Here is a 26,421-nt window from a genome sequence, read left to right on the forward strand (position 1 = left end):
ATGCCACAAAGCGACGCGACGACGTGATCCGGCCAGACAAAATCCGTGCGCTTACCCGTTGCTCGCCAAGTGGGCACCGTGGCCGGCCAGGACCGTCTCGGCAGCGGCCACCGGGCCCGGTGGCGTGCCGTCGCCGAACGGCCTGCCGCTCAGCGATTCCCGTCCGTGCGGCACGAGCCAGCCCGCCGTGTCCGGCCCAGCCGGCACGATGCCGGACGGGTTCAGATTCTTGTGCACGCCGTAGTAGTGCTGCTTGATCTGCACGAAGTCGGTGGTGTCGCCGAACCCGGGCGTCTGGAACAGGTCGCGGGCATAGGCCCACAACGCGGGGAACTCGACGAGCTTTTGCCGGTTGGCCTTGAAGTGCCCGTGGTAAACGGCGTCGAAGCGGGCGAGCGTCGTGAACAGGCGGACGTCAGCCTCGGTGATCGTGTCACCGACGAGGTATCGGCGGTCCGTCAACCGGTCCTCGAGCCAGTCCAGTCGAGCGAACAGGTCGGCGTACGCCTGCTCGTACGCGTCCTGCGCGGTGGCGAAGCCGCAGCGGTAGACGCCGTTGTTGACGTCGGTGAACACCATTTCCGCGACCTCGTTGATCTCGTCGCGCAGCGCGTCGGGGTACAGCTCGGGTGCGCCGTCGCGATGGAAGGCCGTCCACTCCAGCGACATGTCGATGGTCATCTGCGCGTAGTCGTTGGTGACGACCGCACCGGTGGGCACGTCCACGAACGCCGGCACGGTGATCCCGCGCGGGTAGTCGGGGTCACGGGCGAAGAACGCCTGCTGCAGCCGTTCGATCTTCAACACCGGGTCGAGACCACCCGGGTCGAGGTCGAACGTCCAGCTGCGGTCATCGTGCGTCGGCCCGCAGATGCCTTGCGAGATCGCCGATTCGAGCCCGAGCAGACGACGCACGATCGTCGCGCGGTTCGCCCACGGGCACGCCCGGGCCACGACGAGCCGGTAGCGGCCGGCCTGCACCGGGTAGCCGTCGCGGCCGTCCGCGGTGATGCGGGTCGTCAGGTAATTCTGGTCGCGTTCGAACGTGCCGGCCGACGTGGTGTCCTCAGTGTCTGCCGCCACCTGCTCAGCCCTGCGCCAAGAGCGAGACGTGCCGCCAGGCGTTCCATTCGGCCAGCCGCGACTCGTAGTCCTTTGTGGCGATCGCGAGCGGCGCCTCCCCGAAGAAGACGCGCAGCGGCGGCTCGTCGGCGTCGACGATCTTGAGCACCGCAGCGGCGCTGGCGTTGGGGTTGCCGGGTGCGGACATCCGACTCGCGCGGGCCGTGGTCGCCGCCGCACGGACGCCGTCGTAGGCAGGCAGGTCTGTGGCGTGCTTGGCCGACGAGCCGCCCCAGTCGGTGGAGAAGCCGCCCGGCTCGATGAGGGTGACCTTGATGCCGAAGTCGGCGACCTCGAGGGCTAGAGCCTGGCTGAAGCCCTCCAGCGCCCACTTCGACGCGTGGTACATGCCGACGTTCTGGAAGGCGCTGATGCCGCCGATGGACGAGACCTGCAGGATGTGCCCCGAACCCTGTGCGCGCAGGAACGGCAATGCGGCTTGCGTGACCCAGAGGGCACCGAACACGTTGGTCTCGATCTGGGCGCGGGCCTCGTCCTCGCTGATCTCCTCGATCATGCCGAACTGGCCGTAGCCGGCGTTGTTGACGATCACGTCGAGTCGGCCGAAGTGCTCGTGGGCCTGCTGCACGGCGGCAAAGTCGGCCGCGCGGTCGGTCACGTCGAGCTGGATGGGCAGGAGGCGGTCGCCGTACTTCGCCGCGAGGTCGTCGAGGGTGCACGTGTCGCGAGCGGTGGCCGCAACCGAGTCACCGCGTTCGAGGGCCGCGATCGACCATTCGCGGCCGAAGCCGCGGGATGCGCCGGTGATGAACCAGGTCTTTGTCATACGACCTTGATACCCCGCGACGGTTACCCCTGGCGCAGAGCCACCACTCGCGCGCAGCCGACGGCCACCCCGGCGACCAATAAGGGCACCAGGCCCAGGGCGACGGGCAGCGACGTCAGGCTCGCGACCTGGCCGATGACCGGCGGCCCGCAGACGAAGCCGGCCCACCCGAGGCCGGACACCCCGGCCACGCCGACCCCCGGATGCACGCCGGGTAATCGACCGGCGGCGCTGAACGCCGACGGGACGACCGCACCCAGCCCGAGACCGAGCACGAAGAACCCGGCGATGCCGACGGCCACCTGGCCGATGAGCAGGGCAGCGAGGAACACCAGCGCGGCGACCGCTGCCAGCAGCGGCAGCAGACGATGGACGGGGAGGGCGGCCACCAAGCGATCGCCGCCGACGCGCACCACGAACATGGCAAGCGCGAAGGCGGTGTAACCGAGTCCCGCCGCCGCCGCGCTGCCCCCGAGCGAGTCGCGTAGATACACCGACGACCAGTCCGCCGCCGCCCCCTCGCAGAGCATCGATGCGAACGCAATGCCGCCCAGGGCGAGCATGCCGCGCGAGAAGCGCCGGATGGGTTCGCTGAGATTCACGGTGCCGGCGGGCGCCGCGTCGATGCGATCGGACAGCATGCGAGCTGTGAGCAGCCCGGCGACGATCATGACCGGGATGCCGAGCACGAGCAGCTGTAGCGACAGCTCGACACCCACCGCGACACCGAGCGTGCCTGCCCCCGCGCCGGCGAAAGCCCCGACGCTCCAGTAGGCGTGGATGCCGTTCATCAGGGGCCGGCGGCGGGCCCCCTCGACCGCGATGGCCTGGGTATTCATCGAGACGTCGAGGATGCCCTGGAACAACCCCCAGACGAACAGCGCGAGCATCAGCCCGACCACCGAACCGCTCAGCCCGATCAGCGGACCGGACAGGCAGTACCCGACGAGGCTGATCTGGACGACCCGCCGGCTGCCCAACCGGGGCACCAGCCGGGCTGCGATGGCGATGGCCGACACCGAGCCGATAGGCGTACCGAGCAGCGCGATACCCAGGCTGCCGTCATCGAGCCCGAGGCTGGCTTTGATGTGCGGGATGTGCGCGGCCCAGGACGCGAACAGCAGGCCGTGCACGAAGAACACCGTGATGACGGCGGACTGTGCGCGGCGCCCGGCGCGCTCGTCCACGTCGACCTGCCCCGCCACCACAGCTCGACCCTAAACCGCAGGGTCTCCCCAACGTCTGGCGTTAGGGTCAGCCAATGCTCGACGTTGACATCTCGGTCCAGGACCTGGTCGATGCCCTGCCGGCCGGCGTCGTGCTCACCGACACCGACGGGTTGGACAAGTACCGCTGGGACCGCGCGCTGGACCCGGCAGCCGAGCGGCCGATGGCCGCGGTACGGGCCGAGAGCACCGAGCACGTCCAGGTCGCGATGCGCTGGGCGGCCGAGCACCGCGTACCGGTGGTGCCGCGGGGGGCCGGAACCGGGCTGTCGGGCGGCGCGACCGCCTTGGCGCACGGCATCGTGATCTGCACCGAACGGATGCGCGCGATCAGCATCGACCCGACGACCCGGGTGGCCGTCGTCCAACCGGGCTTGCTCAACGCCGAGGTGAAGGCGGCCGCTGCTGCGCACGGGCTCTGGTACCCACCCGACCCGTCGTCGTACGAGATCTGCTCGATCGGCGGCAACATCGCGACGAATGCCGGTGGCTTGTGCTGCGTTAAGTACGGCGTCACCACCGACTACGTGCTCGGCATGCAGGTCGTACTCAGCGACGGCCGGGCGGTGCGCTTCGGCGGCCCGCGCGTGAAAGACGTTGCGGGATTGGCGCTGCACAAGCTGTTCGTGGGCAGCGAGGGAACCCTCGGAATCATCACAGAGGTGACGCTGCGGCTCATGCCGCCGGCGCCGCCGGCGCACACGCTGGCCACCTGGTTCGCCACCACCGAGGACGCCACTGCTGCGATCCTCGACATCACCGCGCAGATCCGTCCGTCGATGCTCGAGTACATGGACCGCGCGACGATCAACGCCGTCGAGGACGAGCTGCACATGGGCCTCGACCGGACCGCCGCCGCACTGCTCATCGCGCGCACCGACAGCGGTGACGCGCGCGAGCTCGAGATCATCACTGCGGCGTGCGAACGGCACCAGGCCACGGAGATCTACTCGACCGCAGACGAGGCCGAGGGTGAGCTGTTCGTCGCCGCACGCCGCGGCGCCATCCCGGCCGTCGAGAAGCACGGCCGGCTGCTGCTCGAGGACGTCGGCGTGCCGCTGCCGCGGCTGCCCGATCTCGTCGCTGGCATCGAGCAGATCGCCGCGGCGCGCGAGCTCACCATTGCGTTGATCGCGCACGCCGGCGACGGCAACACCCACCCGTTGATCGTGTTCGACCCGTCGCAGCCGGAGATGGAGCAGCGCGCGCAACTCGCGTTCGGCGAAATCATGGATCTCGCGATCGCCCTGGGCGGGACGATCACCGGCGAGCACGGCGTCGGGCGGATGAAGCAGCCGTGGCTCGAAGGCCAGGTCGGCGCCGACGTCCTGGACGTCACCCGGCGCATCAAGCAGGCGCTCGACCCCGACAACATCCTCAACCCAGGAGCGATCCTCATATGAGTGGGCCTGAGTACGTCGAGCGTTCCGGCCTGGCCGTCGATATCCGGCTGGTCGACTTCGTCGAACACGAGGCTGTGCCGGCGGCGAAAGTCGATCCCGACGTCGTGTGGGCCGGGCTTGCGCGGGTAGTGGCCGAGCTGGGACCGCGCAACCGTGAGCTGTTGGCCGAGCGCACCCGCCTGCAGGACGTCCTCGACGAATGGCACCGCGAGCGGGTCGGGCAACCGATCGACCCTGACGAGTACCGAGCCCTGCTCACCGAACTCGGCTACCTCGTTCCTGCGGGCGAGCCGTTCACCATCGACACGCTGAATGTGGACGACGAGATCGCGACGCTGGCCGGGCCGCAGCTCGTCGTGCCGGCTTCGAACGCGCGCTATGCGCTCAACGCCGCGAACGCGCGGTGGGGTTCGCTCTACGACGCGCTGTACGGCACCGATGCGCTGGGTTCGACGCCCCCGGCCGGTCCGTACGACGACGCTCGCGGCGCGGAGGTCGTCGCCTGGACGCGGGCGTTCCTCGACCGCGCCGTCCCACTGGCGAACGGCTCGCACGCCAACGCCGACCGGTATGCGGTATTCGACGGTGCGCTGGCTGTAGCCGTCGAGGGTGCGTGGTCCGCGCTCGTCGACCCGTCGGCGTTCACCGGCTGGACCGGGCCCGCCGACGATCCCTCGAGCGTGCTGCTGACCCACCACGGCCTCGGTGTCGAGATCGTGTTCGACTCCGACACCCCGGTGGGCCGGACCGACATCGCCGGCGTCTCCGACGTCGTCATCGAGTCCGCGGTCACCACGATCGTCGACTTCGAGGACTCGGTTGCTGCAGTCGACGCCGAGGACAAGGTCACCTGCTACCGCAACTGGCTGGGGCTGATGACTGGGGAGCTGGCTGAGGAGGTCAGCAAGGGCGGCCAGAGCTTCACCCGACGGTTGAACCCGGAGCGAACGATCGGCACGCCCGAAGGCTCCGAACGCGCCGTCCGTCCGCACGCTCTGCTCCTCGCCCGCAACGTCGGGCACCTGATGACGACGCCCGCGGTTCGCGACGCCGACGGGCACGAGATACCCGAAGGATTGCTCGACGCGGTGATCACCGTGCTCGCCGCGCTGGTCGACGTCGGGCCGTCCGGGCGTCGCGTCAATTCGCCGGCCGGTTCGGTGTACATCGTGAAACCGAAGATGCACGGGCCTGACGAGGTCGCCTTCGCCGACGCGATCTTCACCGTGGTCGAGGAGGTGTTCGAGCTCCCGCCGAACACCGTCAAGATCGGCATCATGGACGAGGAGCGCCGGACGACGGTGAACCTTGCCGAGTGCATCCGCGCCGCGCGATCAAGGGTGGCCTTCATCAACACCGGCTTCCTCGACCGCACCGGCGACGAGATCCACACGTCGATGCAGGCCGGGCCGATGGTCCGCAAGGCCGACATGAAGGCGCAACCGTGGATCACCGCCTACGAGGACAACAACGTCGACGTCGGGCTGGCCTGCGGCCTGCAGGGACGGGCGCAGATCGGCAAGGGCATGTGGGCCGCGCCTGACCGCATGCAGCAGATGCTGACCGAGAAGGGCGGCCATCCGCGCGCCGGTGCCTCGTGCGCGTGGGTTCCCTCGCCGACTGCGGCGACCCTGCACGCCACGCACTACCACGAGGTCGACGTCGCGCAGCGGCAGTCCGAACTCGCAGCCGGCGGCTCCCGAGCGCAGCCCGCCGACCTGCTGACGATCCCCATCGAGCCCGATCGCCCCTGGAGCGAGGACGACATCGACGCCGAGGTCCAGAACAACGCGCAGGGGATCCTCGGCTACGTCGTGCGCTGGGTGGATCAGGGCGTGGGTTGCTCGAAGGTGCCCGACCTCTCCGGCGTCGAGCTGATGGAGGACCGCGCGACCTGCCGCATCTCCTCGCAGCACATCGCGAACTGGTTGCACCACGACGTCGTCACCCTCGACCGCGTCGATGCGGCCCTGCGCAAGATGGCCGCGATCGTCGACGAGCAGAACGGCGACGACCCGCACTACGAGCCCATGGCGCCGAGCTTCGACGGCGAGGCTTTCCACGCTGCCCGCGACCTGATCGTCGAAGGTCTCGTGCAGCCCGCCGGTTACACCGAACCGCTGCTGCATCGGCATCGTCAGGTCCGGAAGTCGAGAAGCGTCGAGGCCCGCTGATGCCCCAACTGAGCCTGGACAACGCGCGCGTGATCATTGCCGCTGCGCAGGCCTACGGCCGGGAGCGGGGCTTCCAACCGCTGTCCGTCGTCGTGCTCGACGCCGGTGGACACGTCACCGCGTTCGAGCGGGAGGACGGAGCGGCGAACATGCGGTTCCAGATCGCTTTCGGTAAGGCGCATGGCGCCCTGGCCATGGGGGTGGGCTCGCGTGCGTTGATGCAGCGGGCGGAGCAGCAGCCATACTTCATCGCCGCCGCGACGTCGGCCATCGGCGGCGCGCTTGTGCCGGTGCCTGGCGGGGTGCTGGTGCGCGACGCCGCCGGTGTCACGATCGGCGCGGTCGGGGTCACGGGCGACAGCTCCGACAACGATGAATCCGCTGCCGTCGCGGGCGTTGAGGCGTCGGGGTTCACTGCCGTCACCGGCTGAGAAGAGGCCGACCGGGCATCGTTGACGCTGCCATCCGGACGCGATCTCATGGTCATCCGCGCACAGGAGGCTCCATGACCGACGGCGTCGATCCCTATCGCTACGGCCCACCCGAGCCGCCGGCGACGTCCAACCCGACCGGCAAGCAGGTGGTGTCCGCCAGTTGGCGCCTGCTCCGCGAGGACCGTCAGCTGCTGTGGTTGCCCGCCATCTCGACCGTGACCGGGCTGCTCGCGGCGGCGGCGTTCTTCGTTCCGGGCTACCTGCTCGGTGACGCCGTGGTGGGTCACCGCCGCGCCGGTGTCTACGTCGGAGCGGCGTTCGCCGGGTTCGCGCTGTCGGTGATCAGCATCTTCTTCCAGTCCGCACTCGTCATCGGTGCGTTCGAGCGCGCCGCGGGACGGCGCCCAACCCTCGGCGGCGTGCTGTCCGCTGCGTGGGACCGCAAGGGCCAGATCCTGGCCTGGGCGGTGGTGACGTCGACCGTCGGTGCGGTGATCCGAGCCGTGGAACAGCGTTTGGGCATCGTCGGCAAGCTCTTGGGGTTCCTTGGTGGCATTACGTGGGCAATCGCCACCTTCCTTGCCGTTCCCGTCCTCATTGCCGAGCGCACCGGGCCGATCGAATCGGTCAAACGGTCGAGCGAGCTGATCCGGCAGACGTGGGGGACGAGCCTGCGCACAACCCTGCGCGTCGGCATCGGTGCGACGCTGGTCTCGATCCCGTTGCTGGTCGTCGGCATCGTCGGAGCTGCCGTTGCCGAGGCCGGCTCCCTGCCGCTTGGCATCGTCTTGATCGTCCTCGGCTTTGGCAGCTTCGTCGCGCTGCTCTCGGTGATCGGCGCGATCACCACCTATGCCCGCGCGCTCATCTACCGCTACGCCACCCAGCAACCGGTGCCCGGCATCCCGACGGCCTTCTTCGCCGGCACGTTCGTGCCCAAACGACGCCGGTTCCGTAGGTAGCCGGTAGGCATGACCCGTCGAACCGAGCTCGTGTCCGAGCTGGCGGCCCAGCTGGCTGCGGTCGAGGTCGGCCATCCGGTGCGGGTGGGCGTCGACGGTCCGTGCGGGTCGGGCAAGTCGACGCTGGCCGGTGAGCTGGTGGCGGCCATCACCAGGCGTGGACGCCCCGCGGTGCACATCGACTCCGACGGCTTCCACCATCCACGGGACGTCCGTTACCGGCAGGGCCGCGACTCGGCGCGTGGGTACTACGAGGACGCCTACGACTTCGACGCGCTGGTGGAGCGCGTGCTCCTTCCGTTGGGGCCGGACGGCACGCGTATCTATGCGCCCAAGGTCCACGACCTCGCCACCGACCGGGTCGAGGAAAAGCTCGTTGCCGTTGCACCTGAGGACGCGATCGTCGTCTTCGACTGCACCTTCCTGCAGCGCGGATTGCTGCGAGATCACTGGGACGAGGTCATCTACCTGCAGGTGCGTCGAGACGTCGCTGTCGCTCGCGGCGCCGCACGCGACGCCGCGGCGTTCGGCGGGATCGACGGCGCCCGCAACGCCTACGAAGACCGGTACATGGCGGCGTACGACATCTACGTCCGCGAAGAGCTCCCGGCCGAGCGCGCCGGCGTCGTCATTGATCTTGACGACATCGACAGACCCCACGCCGTAGGAGGTCTCGAATGTGTTCGGTGACGACGGCTGGGAGCGTCCGCCTCCGCGTTTCCATCGCCTGACGTCTTGCGTCGTGTAGTTGGCAGGTTGAAGCACGTTCGTGACCCGTGTCAGCACTGTCCGGACACACGACAAGTTGCCCTCCTAGGCTGTCGAGTCTCAGGACTTCGCTGGCAGGTTTACGTCTCGGGACATCGCTGACACCTGAGGTGCTGTGGGCTGCTGCTCATTAGCCGGAACGTTAGTTGCGATGGACGTTCGGATGGCGGTTGCGCTGGCGCAGGGCATCTCCCGGCAGAGCTATTACAAGTGGAAGAAGCGTTCGATCATGAGGGTCTGGGAGGGCTGAAAGATCGATCCCGGCGACCGAACGTGATCGTGAACGCGACGCCGGGTGAGGTCGAGGACGCGGTCGTGCGCGCCCGGAGGGAACTCGCCAACGACGGTGACTCCAACGGCCCGTTCAGCATCGCCGACCGGCTCGCCGCCCAGGGCATCACGCCAGTGCCCTCGCGGGCCGCGATCGCGCATCCTGGCCCGCCGTGGGCAGGTGCGTTCGCAACCCGGTAAACGACCGCGCAGCTCTTGTCAGCACTGGCCCGAGACACGACGATCAATGCCCATCCGTTGACTTATTAGCTTATATGTTCGACGATGGACAGATGGCGACGGGTTCATCGACGGACACCGATGCGGTGTGTGCCCTAGTCGCTGCCCTCGGTTCGCTAAGCCCGGCGGTCGATGATGCCGACCGTATCGATCGGGTCCGACTGTTCGAGGAACTCAAGGCGGCCGCGGCCGCGGCTCAGGTGGTCGAGGCGCGGGATTTCGAGGTGTCCCAGCGGGCGCAGCAGGCCATCGTCGGGGTGCCCGTCAAGCAGCAGGGCCGCGGCATCGCCGCCCAGATCGGGTTGGCTCGGCGGATCTCTCCCTGGGCCGCGCAGCGCTACCTGGGCTGGGCCACGATCCTGCCCACCGAACTACCGCACACCTTCGCCGCGCTGCAAGCCGGGCGGATCACCGAATGGCGCGCCACCCTCATCGCACGCGAAACGATCTGGCTCTCCCGCCAGGACCGCGAGACGGTGGACGCCGAACTCGCCCCGCAGCTCGAAGCATGGAGCGACCGGCGGGTCGAAGCCGAAACCCGCAAAGCCGGCTACCGCCTGGACCCGCAAGGATTCCTCGCCCGCGTCCGCGGTGCGGACAAGGACCGCCGGGTCAACATGCGACCCGTACCCGACGCCATGGCCCGGCTCACCGCCCTGCTACCCGTCGCCCAAGGCGTCGCCACCTACCAAGCCTTGTGCCAGGCCGCCGACACCACCACCACCGCCGGCGGCGACGAACGCGGCCGCGGACAGATCATGGCCGACACCCTCGTCGAGCGCATCACCGGACAAACCACCGCCACCGCCGTACCCGTCGAGATCGAGCTCATCATGACCGACACCACCCTGTTCACCCCCGACACCACCAACACCGACGACCTCGATGCCGATGCGGATGCAGACCTCGACCTCGATGTAGAGGACGTCGAGGGTGGCGCTGATGACGAGCCAGGCCTGCTCGTCGGGTTCGGGCCCATCCCAGCCGGACTGGCCCGCGAACTGGCCCTCGGCTGCGAAGGCGACACCGTCCGCCGCCGGATCCGTCGCCTGTTCCTGCACCCCAGCACCAGACAACTCGCCGCCATGGAATCCACCAGCCGACTGTTCACCGACAACGAACGCCGCTTCATCCGCCTGCGCGACCACGGCACCTGCCGCACCCCCTGGTGCGGAGCGCCGATCCGACACACCGACCACATCCGAGCGCACGGTCAGGGCGGGCGCACCGACGTCGGCAATGGTCAGGGACTGTGCGAAGCCTGCAACTACGCCAAACAAGCACCCGGCTGGCGAGCCGGCGCCACCACCAACGGCACCATCATCACCGAAACCCCCACCGGCCAGCACTACCGCAGCCAACAGCCCGACCCACCAGGTAGAACGAGCGTGGTGTTTGCCACCCAGGTTCGAGTCGTCGACCTCGTGTACCACTCCACCCACCCGCGCCGAGCAGCATGATTAGCGTGGGGGCATGAGTCCTGCCACCTCGACCGTCCGTACGCACCGCGTCGCCGTGCCCGCGCAGGTCGCCGAAACCTCCGAGGCCCGCAAGGCCGACTACTCGACGGCCGTCCGGCTCGACGGCGGGCCGGGTGCCTCGCCGGAGCAGTGGGCGCGCGGCTGCCTCGAGGGCGCACCGGGTTGGTTGCGCGCGATGCTGGTGCTCGGCTGGACCAAGGGGCTTCGGCTTCGACTTGGCCCGCGCCGATCCCCGACCACCGTGTTGGGTTGGTACGTCATCGCCAGCACCGATCAGCAGGCCACCATCTCGGCCGGCTCGCCGTTACTCGAGTGCCAGCACCACTTCGTCCGAGACGGCGACACCATCACTTGGGTGACCGTCGTCCGGACGCACACCAAGGTCGGACGGCTGCTGTGGCGGGCGATCGCCCCTGGCCATGAGCTCTCGATGCCGATCTTGCTGAAGCGAGCGTCCCGCCTCGCATGACTAGGGTGAGCGTGACCGTCGTCATGTCCGCTAGTAGGAGGCCGCATGTATCCGGGCGCCTACGTCGATCGGTTCCCAGACAAGCCGGCCGTGCAGATCGCCGGTTCGGATGACCAGCTGACCTTCGCCCAGCTCGATGACCGGTCGCGACGGTTGGCCCGTCACCTCTACGACCTCGGCCTGCGTCGCGGCGACCACATCGCCATGTTGACCGGCAACGAGACGACGGCGTTCGAGATCTACTGGGCCGCCCTGCGCTCCGGCCTGTACATCACGGCGGTCAACCGGCACCTCGCGCCGGCCGAGGTCAGCTACATCGTCGACGACTGCGGCGCCCGGGTGCTGATCGTGTCGGCCCGGCTCAGCGAGCTCGCCGCGGCTGTCGTCGAGCACACGCCGCAGGTCGAGCAACGTCTCGTTTTCGGCGCGTCAGGAGACGCGGACAGCCTGGCCTGTCACGACTCGTACGAGGACGCGCTGGCCGGGGCCGCCGACGAGCCGCTACCGAGCCAGCCTCGCGGCACCGACATGCTGTACTCCTCGGGCACTACCGGCCGACCCAAGGGCATCGAGCCACCGCTGCCGGACCGGCAGGTCGAGGAACCCGGTGACACCGTGGCCGCGGTGTTCGGGACGAAGTACGGCTTTGACACCGACACCGTGTACCTCTCGCCCGCGCCGGTGTATCACGCAGCGCCGCTGCGGTTCGGGGGTGCGGTGCAGGCGCTCGGCGGCACCGTCGTGATGATGGATCATTTTGACGCCGAGGCCGCGCTAACCGCGATCGAGCAATACAAGATCACGCACAGCCAATGGGTGCCGACCATGTTCGTGCGCATGCTCAAGCTCGACGACGCCACCCGCGCGCGGTACGACCTGTCGAGCCTGCGGGTCGCTATCCACGCCGCCGCGCCCTGCCCCGTCGAGGTGAAGCGGGCGATGATCGACTGGTGGGGGCCGATCCTCGAGGAGTACTACTCGTCGACGGAATCCATCGGAGTCACGCTCATCGACTCGGCGCAGTGGCTGGCGAAACCGGGCTCGGTGGGCCCGTCCGCGCTCGGCATCCTGCAGGTCTGCGACGACGACGGAACGAACTTGCCGGTGGGCAAGATCGGCACCGTCTACTTCGAACGCGACGAACCCACCTTCGAGTACCACAACGACCCGGACAAGACCCGCGGCAGCCGACATCCCCGCCACGACAACTGGGCCACCAACGGCGACATCGGCTACATCGACGACGACGGGTACCTGTTCCTCACCGACCGCAAGGCATTCATGATCATCTCGGGCGGGGTGAACGTCTACCCGCAGGAGATCGAGGACGCGCTCGCACTGCACCCGAAAGTGCTCGATGGTGCGGTCATCGGCGTGCCCGACCCCGAGATGGGGGAGGCGGTCAAGGCCGTCATCCAGCCTGCTGCGGGCGTCGAGCCGGGCGCCGACCTAGCCGACGAGCTGCGGGCCTTCCTGCGTGAGCGCATCGCGCATTACAAGGTGCCGAGCTCGTTCGACTTCGTCGACGAGCTGCCACGCACGCCGACGGGCAAGCTCGTGAAGGGCAGCTGCGGGACCGCTATATCTAATCGCAAGGTATCTTGACGTCAAGGAAGTTTGTCGCACTCGATCGGGGAGCAGCCGCCACATGGCCAAGATCATCTACACGCACACCGACGAGGCGCCGTTATTGGCCACCTACTCGTTCCTGCCGATCATCGAGGCGTTTGCCTCGACGGCCGGCGTCGAGGTCGAGACTCGTGACATCTCGCTGGCCGGGCGCATCATCGCGCAGTTCCCCGACCGCCTCACCGACGAGCAGCACCAGGACGATGCACTCGCCGAGCTCGGCGAGTTGGCCAAGACGCCTGAGGCCAACATCATCAAGCTGCCGAACATCAGCGCCTCGATCCCGCAGCTGAAGGCAGCGATCACGGAGCTGCAAGAGCAGGGTTACGACCTGCCCGACTATCCGGATGACCCGAAGACCGACGAGCAGAAGGACGCGCGCGCCCGTTACGACAAGACCAAGGGCAGCGCCGTGAACCCGGTGCTGCGCGAGGGCAACTCCGACCGGCGCGCCCCGGCGTCGGTGAAGCAGTACGCCCGAAAGCACCCACACCGCATGGGTGCCTGGACGCCCGAGTCGAAGACGAACGTCGCGCACATGACCGCCGATGACTTCCGCTCCTCGGAGAAGTCGGCCGTCCTCCCGGCCGACGACACGTTGACGATCACCCTGGCCGGCGACGACGGCAGCAACACCGTCCTGCGCGAGTCGGTGCCGGTGCTGAAGGACGAGGTCGTCGACGCGACCGCCATGCGCGTGGGCCCGCTGCGCGAGTTCCTCACCGCCCAGATCCAGCGGGCAAAGGACGACGACGTCCTGTTCTCGGTGCACCTCAAGGCCACGATGATGAAGGTGTCTGACCCGATCATCTTCGGCCACGTCGTGCGGGCCTTCTTCCCGGACGTGTTCGCTCAGTACGGCGAGGCGTTGGCCGCCGCCGGGTTGAGCCCGAACGACGGACTCGGCGCAATCCTCAATGGCCTCGAGAAGGTTGAGAACGGCGCCGAGATCAAGGCCGCCTTCGAGAAGGGCATCGCCGAAGGGCCCGCGCTTGCCATGGTCGACTCCGATCGCGGCATCACCAACCTGCACGTGCCGAGTGACGTCATCGTCGACGCCTCGATGCCGGCAATGATCCGCACGTCCGGACACATGTGGGGCCCCGACGGCGACGAGGCCGACACCTTGGCCGTCATCCCCGACTCGAGCTACGCCGGTATCTACCAGGTCGCCATAGACGACTGCCGCACGAACGGCGCCTACGACCCCGCGACCATGGGCTCGGTGCCCAACGTCGGTTTGATGGCCCAGGCGGCCGAGGAGTACGGCTCGCACGACAAGACCTTCGAGATCCCGACGACGGGCACCGTGCGCGTCACGAACGCCGCCGGCGACGTCGTGCTCGAGCACGTTGTCTCCGAGGGCGACATCTGGCGCATGTGCCAGACGAAGGACGTCCCGATCCGCGACTGGGTCAAGCTGGCCGTCACCCGGGCGCGGGCCACCGGCGCGCCGACGATCTTCTGGCTGGACGAGACTCGCGCGCACGACGCCGTCCTTATCGGCAAGGTGCGCGAGTACTTGGGTGAGCACGACACCGACGGGTTGCAGATCGAGATCATGGCCCCGGACGAGGCGATCGCGTTCTCCCTCGAGCGCATCCGCAAGGGCGAGGACACCATCTCGGTCACCGGCAACGTGCTGCGCGACTACCTCACCGACCTGTTCCCGATCCTCGAGCTCGGCACGTCGGCCAAGATGCTCTCGGTCGTCCCGCTCATCAACGGTGGCGGGCTGTTCGAGACGGGCGCCGGCGGCTCGGCGCCCAAGCACGTCCAGCAGCTGATCAAGGAGAACTACCTGCGCTGGGACAGCCTAGGTGAGTTCCTGGCCCTGGCGGTCAGCTTCGAGCACCTGGCACAGACCAGCGACAACCCACGCGCGCAGATCCTGGCCGACACCCTCGACCGCGCCACAGCGACGTTCCTGGACGAGAACCGGTCGCCGGGTCGCAAGCTGGGCACGATCGACAACCGCGGCAGCCACTTCTACCTGGCGCTGTACTGGGCCGAGGAGCTGGCGAAGCAGGACGGCGACGCCGAGCTCGGCAAGGCCTTCGCCCAGCTGGCCGGTGCGCTGCGCGAGAACGAGCAGACGATCACCGACGAGCTGCTCGCGGTGCAGGGCTCGCCGGCCGACATCGGGGGTTACTACCGCCCCGACGCCGAGAAGGTGTCGGCCGTCATGCGTCCGTCGAAGACCCTGAACGAGGCAATCGCGGCGCTGTGAACGGTGCGCTCCCGCTGATCGACCTGCACCGACACCTCGAGGGGTCTATCCGCACGAGCACGGTGCTCGAGATCGCTCGGCGTACCGGCCATCCACTGGCCTCGCTGGCGGACCCGCGCGCGGCGCTCGTCGCCGACGAGCCGCTGCCCGGGTTGCTGCCCTACCTGCCCAAGGTCGACGTCGCAGAGTCGGCTCAGACCACCGAACAGGATTGGGCCCGCTCGGCCCAAAGTCCGCGAGAGAGCAGGTAGCGACGATGCTGACGCGGCGCGAGCGGTTGTGCGGTGCCGACCTGGCCGGCAACGAGGCCGGTTTTCCGGCCGAGCTGTTCGCGCCCGCCTTCGCGTCGGCGCGCGACGCCGGACTGCACCAGCGTCTGGGCCGCCGTCCGGCACCTCGGCGCCGAGCGCATCGGGCACGGCGTGCGCTCCGTCGAAGATCCGGCCCTGCTCGAGCACCTGGCCAAGCGCGGCATCACCCTCGACGTCGCCTTGACGAGCAACACCCAGACCGGCGCCTCACCGAGCCTGCGGGATCACCAGATCCACGCCCTGCTGGCCGCCGGCGTGCCGGTGACGATCAACACCGACGACCCGCGGGTCAGCAACGTGACGCTGTCGCAGGAGCACCGGACAGCCGTCGACGAGGTGGGGCTCACGCCGGAGCAGCTGCTGGCCGTCGCCGAGCAGTCGGTGCGGGCCGCGTTCACCGATCTCGGTACGGTCGAGTCGTGGCCCTCCTCCACCAGGCAACCCTGACCCCGTCCAAGCTCGAACTGTTGCAGCAGTTCGTCCCGGGGCGGTCGTGGTTCACCGACGGCGGTCCGCTCGAGGCGATCGGCGCCTTCCGCTGGGACGACCCGGCCGGCGAGGTCGGCATCGAGACGCACATCGTGCGCTCCGGGGACGGGTTGTTCCAGCTCCCGGTCACCTACCGCCGGGCGGAGTACCCGTCCGCAGAGTTGATCGGCACCACCGAACACTCCGTGCTCGGCCACCGCTGGGTCTACGACGGCTGCACGGACCCGGCGTACGTCAACGCGCTGGCGGTGGCGCTGTTCACCGGCGCACCCCAGGCCGAGCTTTGGTACGACGTCGACGGCACCCCCGAGCGACGGGAGCCGTCGGTCCGGGTGACGGTGGACGGCGAGCGCAGCGAGGTGCCGCTGATCGACGACGTCTCCGTGATCGATGAGGACCTGAGCACGCTGATCCGCGCGGGCGGTTGCGAGTTCGTGGTCCAGCGGGTGCTCGGCGACGCGGTGCCCGGCCGGGCTCGGCTAACGGGCACGTGGGACGGTCAGGACATTCCGGTGGGCCTCGCCGCCGTGCGGGTGTGACCCGTTTTCTCGACGCCGGGGAGGCCGGCGAAGCCCGTGGCGCGGTGGTGGTCGTCGACGTCTTGCGCGCCTTCAGTACCGCTGCGTATTCGTTCGCCGCGGGAGCGACGGCCATCTGGCTGGTCGACTCGGTGGACCAGGCGCTCACCCTGAAGGCTGCGCATCCGGAGCTGCTTGCGATGGGCGAGGACGGTGGCCGGCGGATCGTCGGGTTCGACTTCGCCAACTCGCCGTGGGAGGTCTCACAGGCCGACCTCGCAGGTCGGGAACTCGTCCAGCGCACGTCGGCCGGCACCCGGGGTGTGGTGGCGGCGACCGGTGCCGAGCGCCGCTGGTGCGCGAGCCTGGTGTGCGCCACCGCCACTGCGAACGCCGTCACCGCCGCCGGCCTCGGCGAACCGACCTATGTGATCACCGGCCGCCGCAGCGCCGACCAGCGCGGCGAGGACGACCTGCTTACTGCGCAGCTGATCGAGCGAGTACGCGTCGGCGCACCCGTCGAGGCCGACGCCACCGCTCGCGCTGTCGCAACCAGCCGCGAGGCGGCAGTGACGCTCGCCCTGGGCCGCAGCCACGTCGACCCACGCGATGTCGAGCTTGCGGTTCGGGTCGACGCGTTCGCCTTCGCCATGGAAGCGCGTGTGGTCTCGGACGGTCTGCTGCTGACTCCACACGTCCCGACGGAAGACGGGCGGCCGCCGCAGCGTTCGACCTGACATGAAGAACATCGGTTTCCTGTCCTTCGGGCACTGGTCGGACACGCAGCACTCGCAGACCCGTTCGGCCTCCGACGTGCTGCTGCAGTCCATCGAGCTGGCGGTCGCCGCGGAGCTGCTCGGCGTCGACGGGGCGTACTTCCGCGTGCACCACTTCGCCAAGCAGCTCGCGTCCCCGTTCCCGTTGCTCGCCGCTGTCGGCGCGCGGACGAGCCGGGTCGAGATCGGCACCGGCGTGATCGACATGCGGTACGAGAACCCGCTTTACATGGCTGAGGACGCCGGCTCGGCCGACCTCATCTCGGGCGGGCGCCTGCAGCTCGGCATCAGCCGGGGATCACCCGAGCAGGTCATCGACGGCTACCGGTACTTCGGCTACGTCCCGGCCGAGGGCAGCGACCACGCCGACATGGCGCGCGAGCACACCGCCGTCCTGCTCGACGTCTTGCGCGGCGAGGGCTTCGCTGAGCCGAGCCCACGACCGATGTTTGCCAACCCGCCGGGCCTGCTGCGCCTCGAGCCGTACTCGGCGGGGTTGCGCGAGCGCATCTGGTGGGGCGCCGGCACCCGGGCGACGGCCGAGTGGGCCGCTGTGCAGGGCATGAACCTGATGAGCTCGACGTTGCTCAGCGAGGACACCGGCGTGCCGTTCCACGAGCTGCAGGCCGAGCAGATCGAGCGGTTCCGCAAAGCCTGGGCCGACGCCGGCCACATCCGCGAGCCGCGCGTGTCCGTCAGCCGCAGCATCTTCCCGATCGTCGACGACCTCGACTACGCCTATTTCGGCCGCGAGGGACGGTCGCAGGACCAGGTCGGCATCCTCGACGGCGGGAAGGCGCGCTTCGGCAAGACCTACGCCGGCGAGCCCGATGCGCTCATCGAGCAGCTAGCTCAGGACGAGGCGATCGCCGCGGCCGACACGCTGCTCGTCACCGTCCCCAACCAACTGGGCGTCGACTATTGCGCGCACCAGCTGGACGCGCTGCTGACCCACGTGGCGCCGGCACTCGGGTGGCGCTGAGCGCACTAGTCACAGCCCGCGTCGATCGCTAGCGTCGGATCATGGTCAACGTCGACACAGTCCGCGGTCCGATCTCGTCCGACGCGTTGGGTACGACGCTCATGCACGAGCACGTGTTCGTGCTGAGCGAAGAGATCCGGCGCAACTACCCGAAGACGTGGGACGAGGACGCCCGCGTCGGCGACGCCGTCACCCGGCTGCAGGCCCTGAAGGACCGCGGCGTCGACACCATCGTCGACCCCACGGTGGTCGGGCTCGGTCGTGACGTCGAGCGGGTGGCGCGGGTCAACGAGCAGGTCGACATCAACATCGTCCCGGCCACCGGTCTGTACACCTACGACACGGTCCCGTTCTTCTTCCACTACGTCGGGCCGGACACCATGTTCGGCGGCGACGAGCCGATGGTCGACATGTTCTTCGGCGACATCACCGAGGGCATCGCGGGCACCGGGATCAAGGCTGCGTTCCTCAAGTGCGCCATCGAGGACCAGCTGACACCCGGCGTAGAGCGGGTGATGAACGCGGTGGCCGAGACCCACAAGCGCACCGGCGTACCGATCACCGTGCACACGAGCGCGCCGCACCGCACCGGCCTCGTCGCCCTCGAGATCTTCAGCAAGCAGGGCGTCGACATGTCACGCGTCGTGCTCGGGCACAGCGGCGACAGCCCCGACCTGGACTATCTGCGTCAACTGCTGGACTCCGGCGCCTATCTGGGCATGGACCGCTTCGGGCTCGACGTCCTGCTGCCGACCGATCAGCGGGTGCAGACCATCGCCAGCCTCGTCGAGCAGGGGTACGCCAACCAGCTCGTGCTCGCTCACGACGCGTCGTGTCACATCGACTGGTTCCCGCCGGGCATGGTCGCGGAATTTGCCCCGAACTGGCACTTCACGTTCATCCACGACACCGTGCTGCCCGCCCTGCGCGACGCGGGCGTCACCGACGAGCAGCTCACGACCATGCTCGTCGACAACCCGCGCCGCTACTTCGAGACCACGTCGGCCTGACGATGACCGCCGAGTTCGTGGTGCCCATCCCGCGCACCGACGCCTACCCCTATCCCCTGACGGGCGTGGCTCGTGACGCTCACGGCATCGCCTACTTCGAGGACGTGCCCGGCTCGCTCGTCGCGATGCTGCGTACTCATGTCGATGCGCGGCCCGACGCGGAGGCGGTCGTCGAGTTGGGTGGCCGGCGGGTGACCTATCGCCAGCTGTGGGACGCCGCCGAGCGGGTGGCCGGCGGGCTGCGGGCGCACGGCGTCGGCCGCGGAGATCGGGTGGCGATCCGCTACCCGGCCGGCGTCGACTGGGTGCTCGCGTTCTTCGGCACCGTCCTGGCCGGCGGCATCGCGGTGGCGGTCAACACCCGCCTGGCGCCGCCCGAGGTCGAGTTCGTACTTGCCGACTGCGGAGCCCTCGTCGATCTCGCGCCCGGCACCCCACTGCCCGACGGTGAACCGGTCTCCGTGGGCGACCTCGGCCCCGACGATGTCGCCGCGTTCTTCTACACCTCGGGAACGACGGGCAAACCGAAGGGCGTGCCGACAACGCATCGCGCGTTCGTCAGCAACGCACGCAACATGCTGACCTCACTGGCCATGACCGGCGACGTCGGGCCCGAGCTGCGCACGCTGATCTCGGTGCCGCTGTTCCACGTCACCGGCTGCAACTCGCAGCTGATTGTGGCGCTGTACGTCGGCGGGGCGGCGGTGATCATGCCCGCCCTCGACCTTGCCGGGATCGTCGACGCGTTGGTCAGCGAACGGGTCACCTTCCTGGTCACCGTGCCCGCGGTCTACACGCTGCTGATGCGCCACCCCAGCTTCGCGGACGCCGACGTCACGGGCGTGCGGTGGGTCGGCTATGGCGGTGCGCCCATCGCGCCGTCACTGGTGATCGAGCTCAAGAAGGCGTTCCCGAACAGCGGCGTCTCGAACGGCTACGGCATGACCGAGACGGCGTCGCTGATGACGGTGCTGCCCGACGCCGACGCAGTCGCGCACGCCGACTCGGTCGGTTACGCCATGCCCGTCGTCGATCTGGCGATCGCACCGATCGGCGATGACCGGACGACCGGCGAGTTGCTCGCCCGCGGGCCCAACGTCATGACCGCCTACTGGCAGCGGCCCGAGGAGACGGCGGCGACCGTCGTGGACGGCTGGCTGCACACCGGCGACATCGTGCGGGTCGACGAGGACGGTCGGGTGCACATCGTCGACCGGGCCAAGGACATCATCAACCGGGGTGGCGAGAACGTCTCCAGCGTAGAGGTCGAGGACACGCTCGCCTCCGCGCCCGGGGTGGCCGACGCGGCCGTCATCGCCGTCCCTGACGAGGTGATGGGCGAGAAGGTCGGTGCGGTGCTGGTGGGGCTCGACGGTGTCGACCCGGACGTCGAGGCGGTGCTCGCGCACTGCCGCACGCGGCTCGCCGACTACAAGATCCCGCAGTTCGTCAGCGTCGTGGCCGGGCCGTTGCCCCGCAACGCCGGCGGCAAGCTGCTCAAGTCCCGGCTGCGCTCCGACGTGGCGTGGGGCGCGCCGCTGCGCTGACGTCTTGGCGTCGGTGCGCAGCCAGGCAGTCTGCAGAGCACCGGTCGCTACTGTTCGTAGACGTCGCGTCGACGTCCAAGACGTACGACGACGACCAACAACACGTCGTCCTTCACCGTATAGATGATGCGGTAATCGCCGACCCGGACGCGGAGCCCCGGGCGACCTTGGAGTGCACGGGCACCCGGCGGGCGTGGATCCTGGCCAAGCAACGCAATCGCGCCTTGAATGCGACGCCGAACTTGGGGGTCGAGTCTGCGCAGTGCGCGCACCGCGGCAGGGCGAAGCTCGATGCGATACGCGCTCACTCCCAGCCGAGATCCGCCTTGACTTGGGCCCAAGGGATGTTGGGCCCTTCCTCAGCCATTGCCTCATCGAAGGCGGCGACGTCCTCGGCGTCCTCCAGAGCGGTCATGAGCTGGTCGTAGCGTTCAGGGCTCACCAACACCCCAGCCAGACGGCCTCGGCGCTCAAGGAATACCGCCTCGGTGCGTGCGGTCTCCATCACCTCGGGCAAGTGGTCCCGCGCGTCACTCATGTTCATCGTCGCCATCACCGAATCGTACAGTTCAATTTCCGAGTCGTACATGTCAGCTGCAATGCAGAGATCGCACGCTCATCGGCAGGTGCCGGCGCCCGGTCAAGCCGGCCTTGGCCAGGGCAGCACGGTCAGCTGGGGCCATTGCTGTGCCCAGCGCATCGTCTTGGCTTCGTACACACTCGCCGGTGCCAGGATCGGGTTGGGCCGGGTTGTCATAGAGAAGAGGTCAGTGAACCCGTAGGGCGCGAATACCTCCAGGTAACCGTCGGCGGGTCGCACACCCGAGGCAGGAGCTGCAATTGGGAAAGGTCGAGATGGCGTGGCGTGTATCGCGGTACGCAGGGCAGGGCATCCCGAATCTAGCTTCGTACCAGAGGTGAACCCGCGCTTCGTTGCGGAGTTCAACGTTCGCACCAAGGTCGGCCAGCGCATCCGCGGTTGACCGGATCGCGTGGTCTTCTGCGTCCCAGCTCAGCTCGGCGGCGTCAAAATAGTTCAACAAGTTGGACGTCTATCGGGGCCTCGCGTAGCTCCATCCGCCGATCGTGTCAGACCCCCGGACCTTTCCCGGTGGCCCTGCAGCTGTTCGTGGGCTTGCCGTCCTTGGCGCTCAGCGTGATTCGGTTGGCTGGTTCAACGAGAACGCACCGCTACGTGGGTGCGACTTCGTTGACAACTCGATCTTCGACCAGCCGGCGTGACCCACACCGTCGGGCTGGTCTTACTCCTGCGCAAAGGTCCAGTCATAGGGCAGGAATTTGCCGTCGAAGGTGACGACGACCCGGTCACCCGCCGGGTGCGCCTTCTTCTCCAGCGTCATCCCGAAATTAATGGCGCTCACGATGCCGTCTCCGAAACTGCTCGTGGATCAGCTCTTTGAGCGCCGGGCCCTACACGGCGAGCGCCTCGTAGAAGCGGTAGATCGTGGGATCGGTGGGCGGCACGCTCACCTGCGTCCCGCGGTGCGGTACCGCGGCCAGGACCGGCACGGATTCCTGCGGCAGCTCGAGCAGCTCGACCACCTGCCGGGCGAGCGGCAGGGGCAGCGGGTGCTGGCCGAGCAGGGTCGAGACGGTGCACACAATTGGACGGTCCAGAGCAGTCGCAAGCTGCTGCCAGGTGAGCCCCTTGGCCAGGCGCTGGGCGACGATGCGGGCGGTGATGTCGTCTCGGGTGACGGCGTCACGTTGGGCAGACGGGTGTTTCAGGCGGAAGACACGACCGAAGACATGACTGTTCGCGTCGGTTCACCGGAGCTTGCGAATGCGGATCGGGCCCTTGGCGGTTGAACCGTCGACGACCCGACCGCCCTGGGTGATCTCGACCTCCCCAGCCGCAACGAGCCGACGTGCCGCGCGCCGGGCCGGTTCCATGAGGTCCCGCCAGCCCTCGGCCGTCCCCACGTCGCGGGCCGCGTCGGACGGGCAGATGGTGCCGGTACGCGTCGAGAGCAGCTGACGGATCGAGTCCTCCAGCTTGCGGTCGGTGTCGTTGACGCCGTGGCGACGGCACGCGTCGCTGCAGTAGCGAACGTTGTCCCAGTCGCGCGCCCACTTCTTGCGCCACTCGATCGTGCGACCGCACGACTGGCAGCTCTTGCTCGGGCGGTCGGGCACGTCAGTCCTGGTTCAGCCGGACCAGCTGATCGTCAGTGAGTACGAGGTCGGCGGCCGCCGCGGAGTCGGCGATCGACTGCGGGCGTTTGGCGCCCGGGATCGAGATGACGACGGGGCTCTGTGCGAGTTCCCACGCCAGTGCCACCTGCTGGGCGCTGACGTCGAGCTCGGCGGCCACCTCGGCGAAGGCGGGGTGCTTGCCGGCGAGCTCCTTCGCGCTGCCCAGTCCGCCGAGCGGGCTCCATGGCAGGAAGACCAGCCCCAGCTCAGCGCAGACGTCGACCTCCGGGCGGCTGCTGCGGAACGCGGGGGAGAACTGGTTCTGCACGCTGACCAGGGCGTCGCCCAGGATGGCGTGCGCCTGGCGGATCTGCTCGGGGTCGGCGTTCGAGAGCCCGATCATGGCCACCGCCCCGGAGTCGTAGACGTCCTTCAATGCACCCAGCGTGTCGGCGTAGTCGACGGCCGGGTCCGGGCGGTGGTGCTGCCACAGCGCAAGCTGCTCGACGCCGAGCCGACGCCGGCTGGCCTCGACGGCCTCGCGCAGGTGGGCGGGGGAGCCGTCGAGGGCCCAGCCACCGCCGTCGGTGCGCACGTGCCCGGCCTTGGTGGCGAGCAGCACCTGGTCGCGCACGCCGAGCTCGTCGAGCAGCCCGGCGATGAGCTCCTCGTTCGCCCCCTGGGCCTTGTCGCCCAGATCGGCGCCCGGCCCGTACGCGTCGGCGGTGTCGAAGAGGGTGACGCCGGCATCGAGCGCGGCTCGTACGGTGTCGAGCAGCTGCTCACGTGGCTGGCTGCCGGTCTGGTCGAAGGTCATCAGGCCCAGCCCGATAGCTCCCACCTCGTGCCGGCCGACGGTGTCGTTGCCCAGACTGCGTGAGTGCATGACTGGAGAATGCCACGACGGCCGCACGGCTAACCGGTCTACCGCGCCTTGGTCGCGTGCTTGACGAGCCGGGCGAGCACCGCCTTGTTGCTGGGCAGGTCGAAGTGCCCGACGCCGGCATTGTCGGTGGGGCTGAAGTGGTAACCACGCATGTGGGTACTGCGCGTACAGCGGGCCGTTCGAGTGGCGGACGAGGAAGACGCGACGGTGCTTGTTCTGCCGCTACGTCTGCTCGATGAGCGCCTTCGTCCGCTTCAGGAAGCCACCCTGGTAGGGGGCGAGCCGGGAGTCGTATCCGGCGACCCGGATGTCCTTGTTGGCCTTTCAGCCGGGTGCTTCGAGAGCTGCGAACAGTGGCTTGTAGAACGGCGCGCTCACACCGAGCCGTCGTGCAGAACCCTGATCTTGACGCCGGCGTGGTCGACGAAACGCTTCGACCAGGCCAGCTCCGGGTTCGTCCGGCAGCGCAACGTCATCAGCTCGTCCTTGCACACCTGCGAGAACGAACTCCTGGCCGGGTTCTGGAACCAGTCCTGGAAGCTGCCGTTACGCGGGCAGTTCGGCGCGATCCGCTGGTCGTGAACCGTCACCAGCAGCTTCGTGAAGTGGAACGCCGGGAACAGCACAACGGGCGCATGCGCGGACTGGGCCCGCGGCGCCGGCGCAGCATCGGCTCGGCGGCAGCGGTAACTCGCAGACGGTGCCCAACACCAACGTTCGCCAGTGTGCTCGTCGCATGCTCATAATCAGGGACCCCCGCCCATCGAGACCGATGTGCCGGCGGGCAGCGTATCCGCAATCGAGCTGCAGATCAGGCGATCGGGTGCAACCAGCCGTGCTCGTCGGGACGGCGGCCGAACTGGATGTCGACGATGTGCCGGCGCAACTGCTCGCTGCGCGGACCCGGCGTCCCGTCGGCGACGGTGAACTCGCGCTCGCCGGTCTTCAGCCCGGTAATGGGCGTGATGACCGCGGCCGTCCCGGCGGCGAACACCTCGACGATCGAACCGTTGGCGACACCGTCGAGCACCTCGGCGAGGCTGACCTGCCGCTCGACCGGGTTGAGGTCGAAGGACTTCGCGAGGGTCAGGACGCTGTCGCGGGTGACACCCGAGAGGATCGTGCCGCCGGCCAGTGACGGCGTGATCAACTCACCGTCGCTCGTCACGAGGAAGACGTTCATGGTGCCGGACTCGTCGATGTAGGGCTCACCGCCGACGTCGACGGTGTAGAGCACCTGGTCGCAACCCTTCTGCTGGGCCTGGACCTGCGGCAGCAGGCTCGCGGCGTAGTTCCCGCCGCACTTGGCCGCGCCGGTGCCACCGGGCGCCGCGCGGATGAAATCGGTGGACACCCACAGCGTGATGCCGGTGGCGCCGAAGGCGAAGTACGGGCCGGCGGGGGAGGCGATGACGCCGTAGAAGACCTCGTCGGCAGGCCGGACGCCCAGGTAGGCCTCGGTGGCGACGCAGTACGGCCGCAGGTACAGGCTGGCCTCGTTGTCACCGGCGGGCACCCAGTCGAGTTCGGTGCGCACGAGCTGCTCGACGCTGTCGAGAAACATCTCCACCGGCAGCTGTGGCAGGGCCATCCGGGCGGCGGAACGGCGGAAGCGTTCGGCGTTCATCTCGGGGCGGAACAGGGCGACGGAGCCGTCGGGCTGTCGGTAGGCCTTGAGCCCCTCGAAGATCTCCTGCCCGTAGTGCAGCACCGCAGCACTCGGGTGCAGTACGAGCGGCTCGAGGGCGCGCACGTCGGCGTCGTGCCAGCCGGCGTCGCGCGTCCAGACGGCGCGGGCCATGTGGTCGGTGAAGAACTTGCCGAAGCCGGGCGCGGCCAGGATGGCGTCGCGCTCGGCGCTTGCCAGTCGCTGGGCAGAGGGGACCACGCCGAAGCGCGGCACGGTGTCACTCATGGCCACACTCTATCGCTGCGGGCCACCGCGATAAGGCTGGCTTGCGAGCGTCGTGCCACCCTGAACGACGTGACCGACGACGTGCTGGGCGCCTTCCACGACGCGGACGGCCCCGCCGAACGCTGGTCGGCCCTGCACCACGGGATCGACCCTGCGTCCGTGCCGATCCTGTCCGGCTGGTTGCGCGGGATGTGGTCGCTGGCCCGCCCGCTCGCAGCGGCCGGTGTGTCGCCGACGGCCATCACCGTGGCTGGTGTCGTGCTGGCCGGCGGGGCGGTGGCGGCGGCGCCCACCCGCCCCGGGTTCGCCGCCGTCACCGTCGCCGCAGCCGCACTGTGCGACGGGCTCGACGGTGCCGTAGCGGTCGTCGGAGGGCACGCGACGACGTCGGGGCGACGCGCCGATGCGGTGGCCGACCGGCTCTGCGACGTCGCGTTCGCTGGCGTGCTCGGCCGGCTCGGCGCGCCGCGGTGGGCGGCCGCGAGTGCGGCAGGCTTGGCCGTCGGCGTCGACACCCTGCGCAGGATGCGGCGCACCCCGGACCGGATCACCGTCGCGGAGCGTCCTACGTTCGCCATCTGCGCCGTACTCGCCGCGCTCGCCGCCGCGGCGGGGCGGCCACGGAACCCTGGCAC

At 68.9% G+C, this 26,421-nt stretch carries 28 protein-coding genes and 2 pseudogenes; 18 read left to right on the plus strand and 12 right to left on the minus strand.

Features of this window, described 5'->3' with window-relative positions:
* Window positions 1-51 precede the first annotated feature (51 nt).
* From ACFFC4_RS07000 to ACFFC4_RS07010, 3 genes are read right to left on the minus strand one after another with little or no spacing between them, the layout of a single operon-like run.
* Window positions 52-1,083: a glutathione S-transferase family protein gene (locus ACFFC4_RS07000; protein WP_375499164.1), complete on the minus strand. Its 1,032-nt coding sequence runs from the start codon at window positions 1,081-1,083 to the stop codon at window positions 52-54.
* Window positions 1,084-1,087: 4 nt separating this feature from the next.
* A complete protein-coding gene (locus ACFFC4_RS07005; RefSeq protein ID WP_375499166.1) occupies window positions 1,088-1,909 on the minus strand; it encodes an SDR family oxidoreductase in 822 nt (273 codons plus the stop codon).
* A 23-nt stretch (window positions 1,910-1,932) separates the two neighbouring features.
* On the minus strand, window positions 1,933-3,117 hold the full coding sequence (locus ACFFC4_RS07010) for an MFS transporter (RefSeq protein ID WP_375499168.1): 1,185 nt from the start codon (window positions 3,115-3,117) through the stop codon (window positions 1,933-1,935).
* Window positions 3,118-3,170: 53 nt separating this feature from the next.
* Between ACFFC4_RS07010 and ACFFC4_RS07015 the strand changes: the two genes are divergently transcribed.
* The 17 genes from ACFFC4_RS07015 (at window position 3,171) to ACFFC4_RS07095 (ending at window position 20,828) form a co-directional block, all read left to right on the plus strand.
* Entirely contained in the window at window positions 3,171-4,538 is a 1,368-nt protein-coding gene (locus ACFFC4_RS07015; RefSeq protein WP_375499170.1) for an FAD-binding oxidoreductase, read from the plus strand.
* Window positions 4,535-6,712, plus strand: a complete 2,178-nt coding sequence (locus tag ACFFC4_RS07020) for a malate synthase G (protein ID WP_375499172.1) — start codon at window positions 4,535-4,537, stop codon at window positions 6,710-6,712. Before ACFFC4_RS07015 ends, ACFFC4_RS07020 begins: the two co-directional genes overlap by 4 nt.
* Window positions 6,712-7,143: a heme-binding protein gene (locus ACFFC4_RS07025; protein ID WP_375499174.1), complete on the plus strand. Its 432-nt coding sequence runs from the start codon at window positions 6,712-6,714 to the stop codon at window positions 7,141-7,143. The genes ACFFC4_RS07020 and ACFFC4_RS07025 overlap by 1 nt, the downstream gene beginning before the upstream one ends.
* A 74-nt stretch (window positions 7,144-7,217) precedes the next feature.
* Complete coding sequence (locus ACFFC4_RS07030) at window positions 7,218-8,108, plus strand: DUF6159 family protein (protein WP_375499176.1); 891 nt, start codon at window positions 7,218-7,220, stop codon at window positions 8,106-8,108.
* A gap of 9 nt (window positions 8,109-8,117) precedes the next feature.
* Window positions 8,118-8,798 carry a uridine kinase gene (locus ACFFC4_RS07035; protein WP_375499178.1) on the plus strand — a complete coding sequence of 227 codons (681 nt, stop codon included), beginning with the start codon at window positions 8,118-8,120 and terminating at the stop codon, window positions 8,796-8,798.
* 351 nt (window positions 8,799-9,149) lie between these two features.
* Window positions 9,150-9,347 (plus strand): hypothetical protein, encoded by a 198-nt coding sequence (locus ACFFC4_RS07040; protein WP_375499180.1) that lies wholly within the window; start codon window positions 9,150-9,152, stop codon window positions 9,345-9,347.
* Window positions 9,348-9,439: 92 nt separating this feature from the next.
* Window positions 9,440-10,846: a DUF222 domain-containing protein gene (locus tag ACFFC4_RS07045; RefSeq protein ID WP_375499182.1), complete on the plus strand. Its 1,407-nt coding sequence runs from the start codon at window positions 9,440-9,442 to the stop codon at window positions 10,844-10,846.
* Window positions 10,847-10,859: 13 nt separating this feature from the next.
* Entirely contained in the window at window positions 10,860-11,336 is a 477-nt protein-coding gene (locus ACFFC4_RS07050; protein ID WP_375499184.1) for a DUF2867 domain-containing protein, read from the plus strand.
* A gap of 45 nt (window positions 11,337-11,381) precedes the next feature.
* Window positions 11,382-12,941 (plus strand): acyl-CoA synthetase, encoded by a 1,560-nt coding sequence (locus ACFFC4_RS07055; RefSeq protein ID WP_375499186.1) that lies wholly within the window; start codon window positions 11,382-11,384, stop codon window positions 12,939-12,941.
* Window positions 12,942-12,984: 43 nt separating this feature from the next.
* Window positions 12,985-15,195: an NADP-dependent isocitrate dehydrogenase gene (locus tag ACFFC4_RS07060; protein WP_375499188.1), complete on the plus strand. Its 2,211-nt coding sequence runs from the start codon at window positions 12,985-12,987 to the stop codon at window positions 15,193-15,195.
* Complete coding sequence (locus ACFFC4_RS07065; RefSeq protein WP_375499190.1) at window positions 15,192-15,446, plus strand: hypothetical protein; 255 nt, start codon at window positions 15,192-15,194, stop codon at window positions 15,444-15,446. Before ACFFC4_RS07060 ends, ACFFC4_RS07065 begins: the two co-directional genes overlap by 4 nt.
* Before the next feature lie 33 nt (window positions 15,447-15,479).
* Complete coding sequence (locus ACFFC4_RS07070; protein WP_375499192.1) at window positions 15,480-15,953, plus strand: adenosine deaminase; 474 nt, start codon at window positions 15,480-15,482, stop codon at window positions 15,951-15,953.
* Window positions 15,926-16,534, plus strand: a complete 609-nt coding sequence (locus ACFFC4_RS07075; RefSeq protein ID WP_375499194.1) for a hypothetical protein — start codon at window positions 15,926-15,928, stop codon at window positions 16,532-16,534. Before ACFFC4_RS07070 ends, ACFFC4_RS07075 begins: the two co-directional genes overlap by 28 nt.
* On the plus strand, window positions 16,531-17,250 hold the full coding sequence (locus tag ACFFC4_RS07080; RefSeq protein ID WP_375499196.1) for a 2-phosphosulfolactate phosphatase: 720 nt from the start codon (window positions 16,531-16,533) through the stop codon (window positions 17,248-17,250). Before ACFFC4_RS07075 ends, ACFFC4_RS07080 begins: the two co-directional genes overlap by 4 nt.
* A gap of 1 nt (window position 17,251) precedes the next feature.
* Window positions 17,252-18,271, plus strand: a complete 1,020-nt coding sequence (locus tag ACFFC4_RS07085; protein WP_375499198.1) for an LLM class flavin-dependent oxidoreductase — start codon at window positions 17,252-17,254, stop codon at window positions 18,269-18,271.
* A 41-nt stretch (window positions 18,272-18,312) separates the two neighbouring features.
* Window positions 18,313-19,281 carry a phosphotriesterase gene (locus ACFFC4_RS07090; protein WP_375499200.1) on the plus strand — a complete coding sequence of 323 codons (969 nt, stop codon included), beginning with the start codon at window positions 18,313-18,315 and terminating at the stop codon, window positions 19,279-19,281.
* Between the two features lie 2 nt (window positions 19,282-19,283).
* Window positions 19,284-20,828 (plus strand): class I adenylate-forming enzyme family protein, encoded by a 1,545-nt coding sequence (locus ACFFC4_RS07095; protein WP_375499202.1) that lies wholly within the window; start codon window positions 19,284-19,286, stop codon window positions 20,826-20,828.
* A 47-nt stretch (window positions 20,829-20,875) separates the two neighbouring features.
* Here ACFFC4_RS07095 and ACFFC4_RS07100 read toward each other — a convergent pair whose 3' ends face one another.
* The 9 genes and pseudogenes from ACFFC4_RS07100 to ACFFC4_RS07140 form a co-directional block, all read right to left on the minus strand.
* A complete protein-coding gene (locus ACFFC4_RS07100; protein WP_375499204.1) occupies window positions 20,876-21,136 on the minus strand; it encodes a type II toxin-antitoxin system RelE/ParE family toxin in 261 nt (86 codons plus the stop codon).
* The gene (locus ACFFC4_RS07105) at window positions 21,133-21,417 is read right to left on the minus strand and encodes a type II toxin-antitoxin system Phd/YefM family antitoxin (protein ID WP_375499206.1); all 285 of its coding nucleotides are present in this window, start codon (window positions 21,415-21,417) and stop codon (window positions 21,133-21,135) included. Before ACFFC4_RS07105 ends, ACFFC4_RS07100 begins: the two co-directional genes overlap by 4 nt.
* Before the next feature lie 51 nt (window positions 21,418-21,468).
* The gene (locus ACFFC4_RS07110; RefSeq protein ID WP_375499208.1) at window positions 21,469-21,648 is read right to left on the minus strand and encodes a nucleotidyltransferase family protein; all 180 of its coding nucleotides are present in this window, start codon (window positions 21,646-21,648) and stop codon (window positions 21,469-21,471) included.
* Complete coding sequence (locus tag ACFFC4_RS07115) at window positions 21,596-21,871, minus strand: nucleotidyltransferase family protein (RefSeq protein ID WP_375499210.1); 276 nt, start codon at window positions 21,869-21,871, stop codon at window positions 21,596-21,598. The genes ACFFC4_RS07110 and ACFFC4_RS07115 overlap by 53 nt, the downstream gene beginning before the upstream one ends.
* Before the next feature lie 219 nt (window positions 21,872-22,090).
* Window positions 22,091-22,577 (minus strand): annotated as a pseudogene (cynS, locus tag ACFFC4_RS07120) (cyanase).
* A gap of 39 nt (window positions 22,578-22,616) precedes the next feature.
* Window positions 22,617-22,985, minus strand: coding sequence for a DUF3253 domain-containing protein (locus tag ACFFC4_RS07125; RefSeq protein WP_375499212.1), 369 nt, complete (start codon window positions 22,983-22,985; stop codon window positions 22,617-22,619).
* 1 nt (window position 22,986) lies between these two features.
* On the minus strand, window positions 22,987-23,871 hold the full coding sequence (locus ACFFC4_RS07130; protein WP_375499214.1) for an aldo/keto reductase: 885 nt from the start codon (window positions 23,869-23,871) through the stop codon (window positions 22,987-22,989).
* Window positions 23,872-24,245: 374 nt separating this feature from the next.
* Window positions 24,246-24,461, minus strand: coding sequence for a hypothetical protein (locus ACFFC4_RS07135; protein ID WP_375499216.1), 216 nt, complete (start codon window positions 24,459-24,461; stop codon window positions 24,246-24,248).
* Between the two features lie 221 nt (window positions 24,462-24,682).
* Window positions 24,683-25,786 (minus strand): branched-chain amino acid aminotransferase, encoded by a 1,104-nt coding sequence (locus tag ACFFC4_RS07140; RefSeq protein WP_375499218.1) that lies wholly within the window; start codon window positions 25,784-25,786, stop codon window positions 24,683-24,685.
* A gap of 189 nt (window positions 25,787-25,975) precedes the next feature.
* On the opposite strand from ACFFC4_RS07140, the pseudogene ACFFC4_RS07145 reads away from it, so the two are divergent.
* A pseudogene (locus tag ACFFC4_RS07145) lies at window positions 25,976-26,383 on the plus strand (CDP-alcohol phosphatidyltransferase family protein); the annotation flags it as partial.
* Window positions 26,384-26,421 lie beyond the last annotated feature (38 nt).

It is taken from the genome of uncultured Jatrophihabitans sp. (genome assembly GCF_964244045.1).
In the GTDB taxonomy this organism is placed as follows: Bacteria; Actinomycetota; Actinomycetes; order Mycobacteriales; family Jatrophihabitantaceae; genus Jatrophihabitans.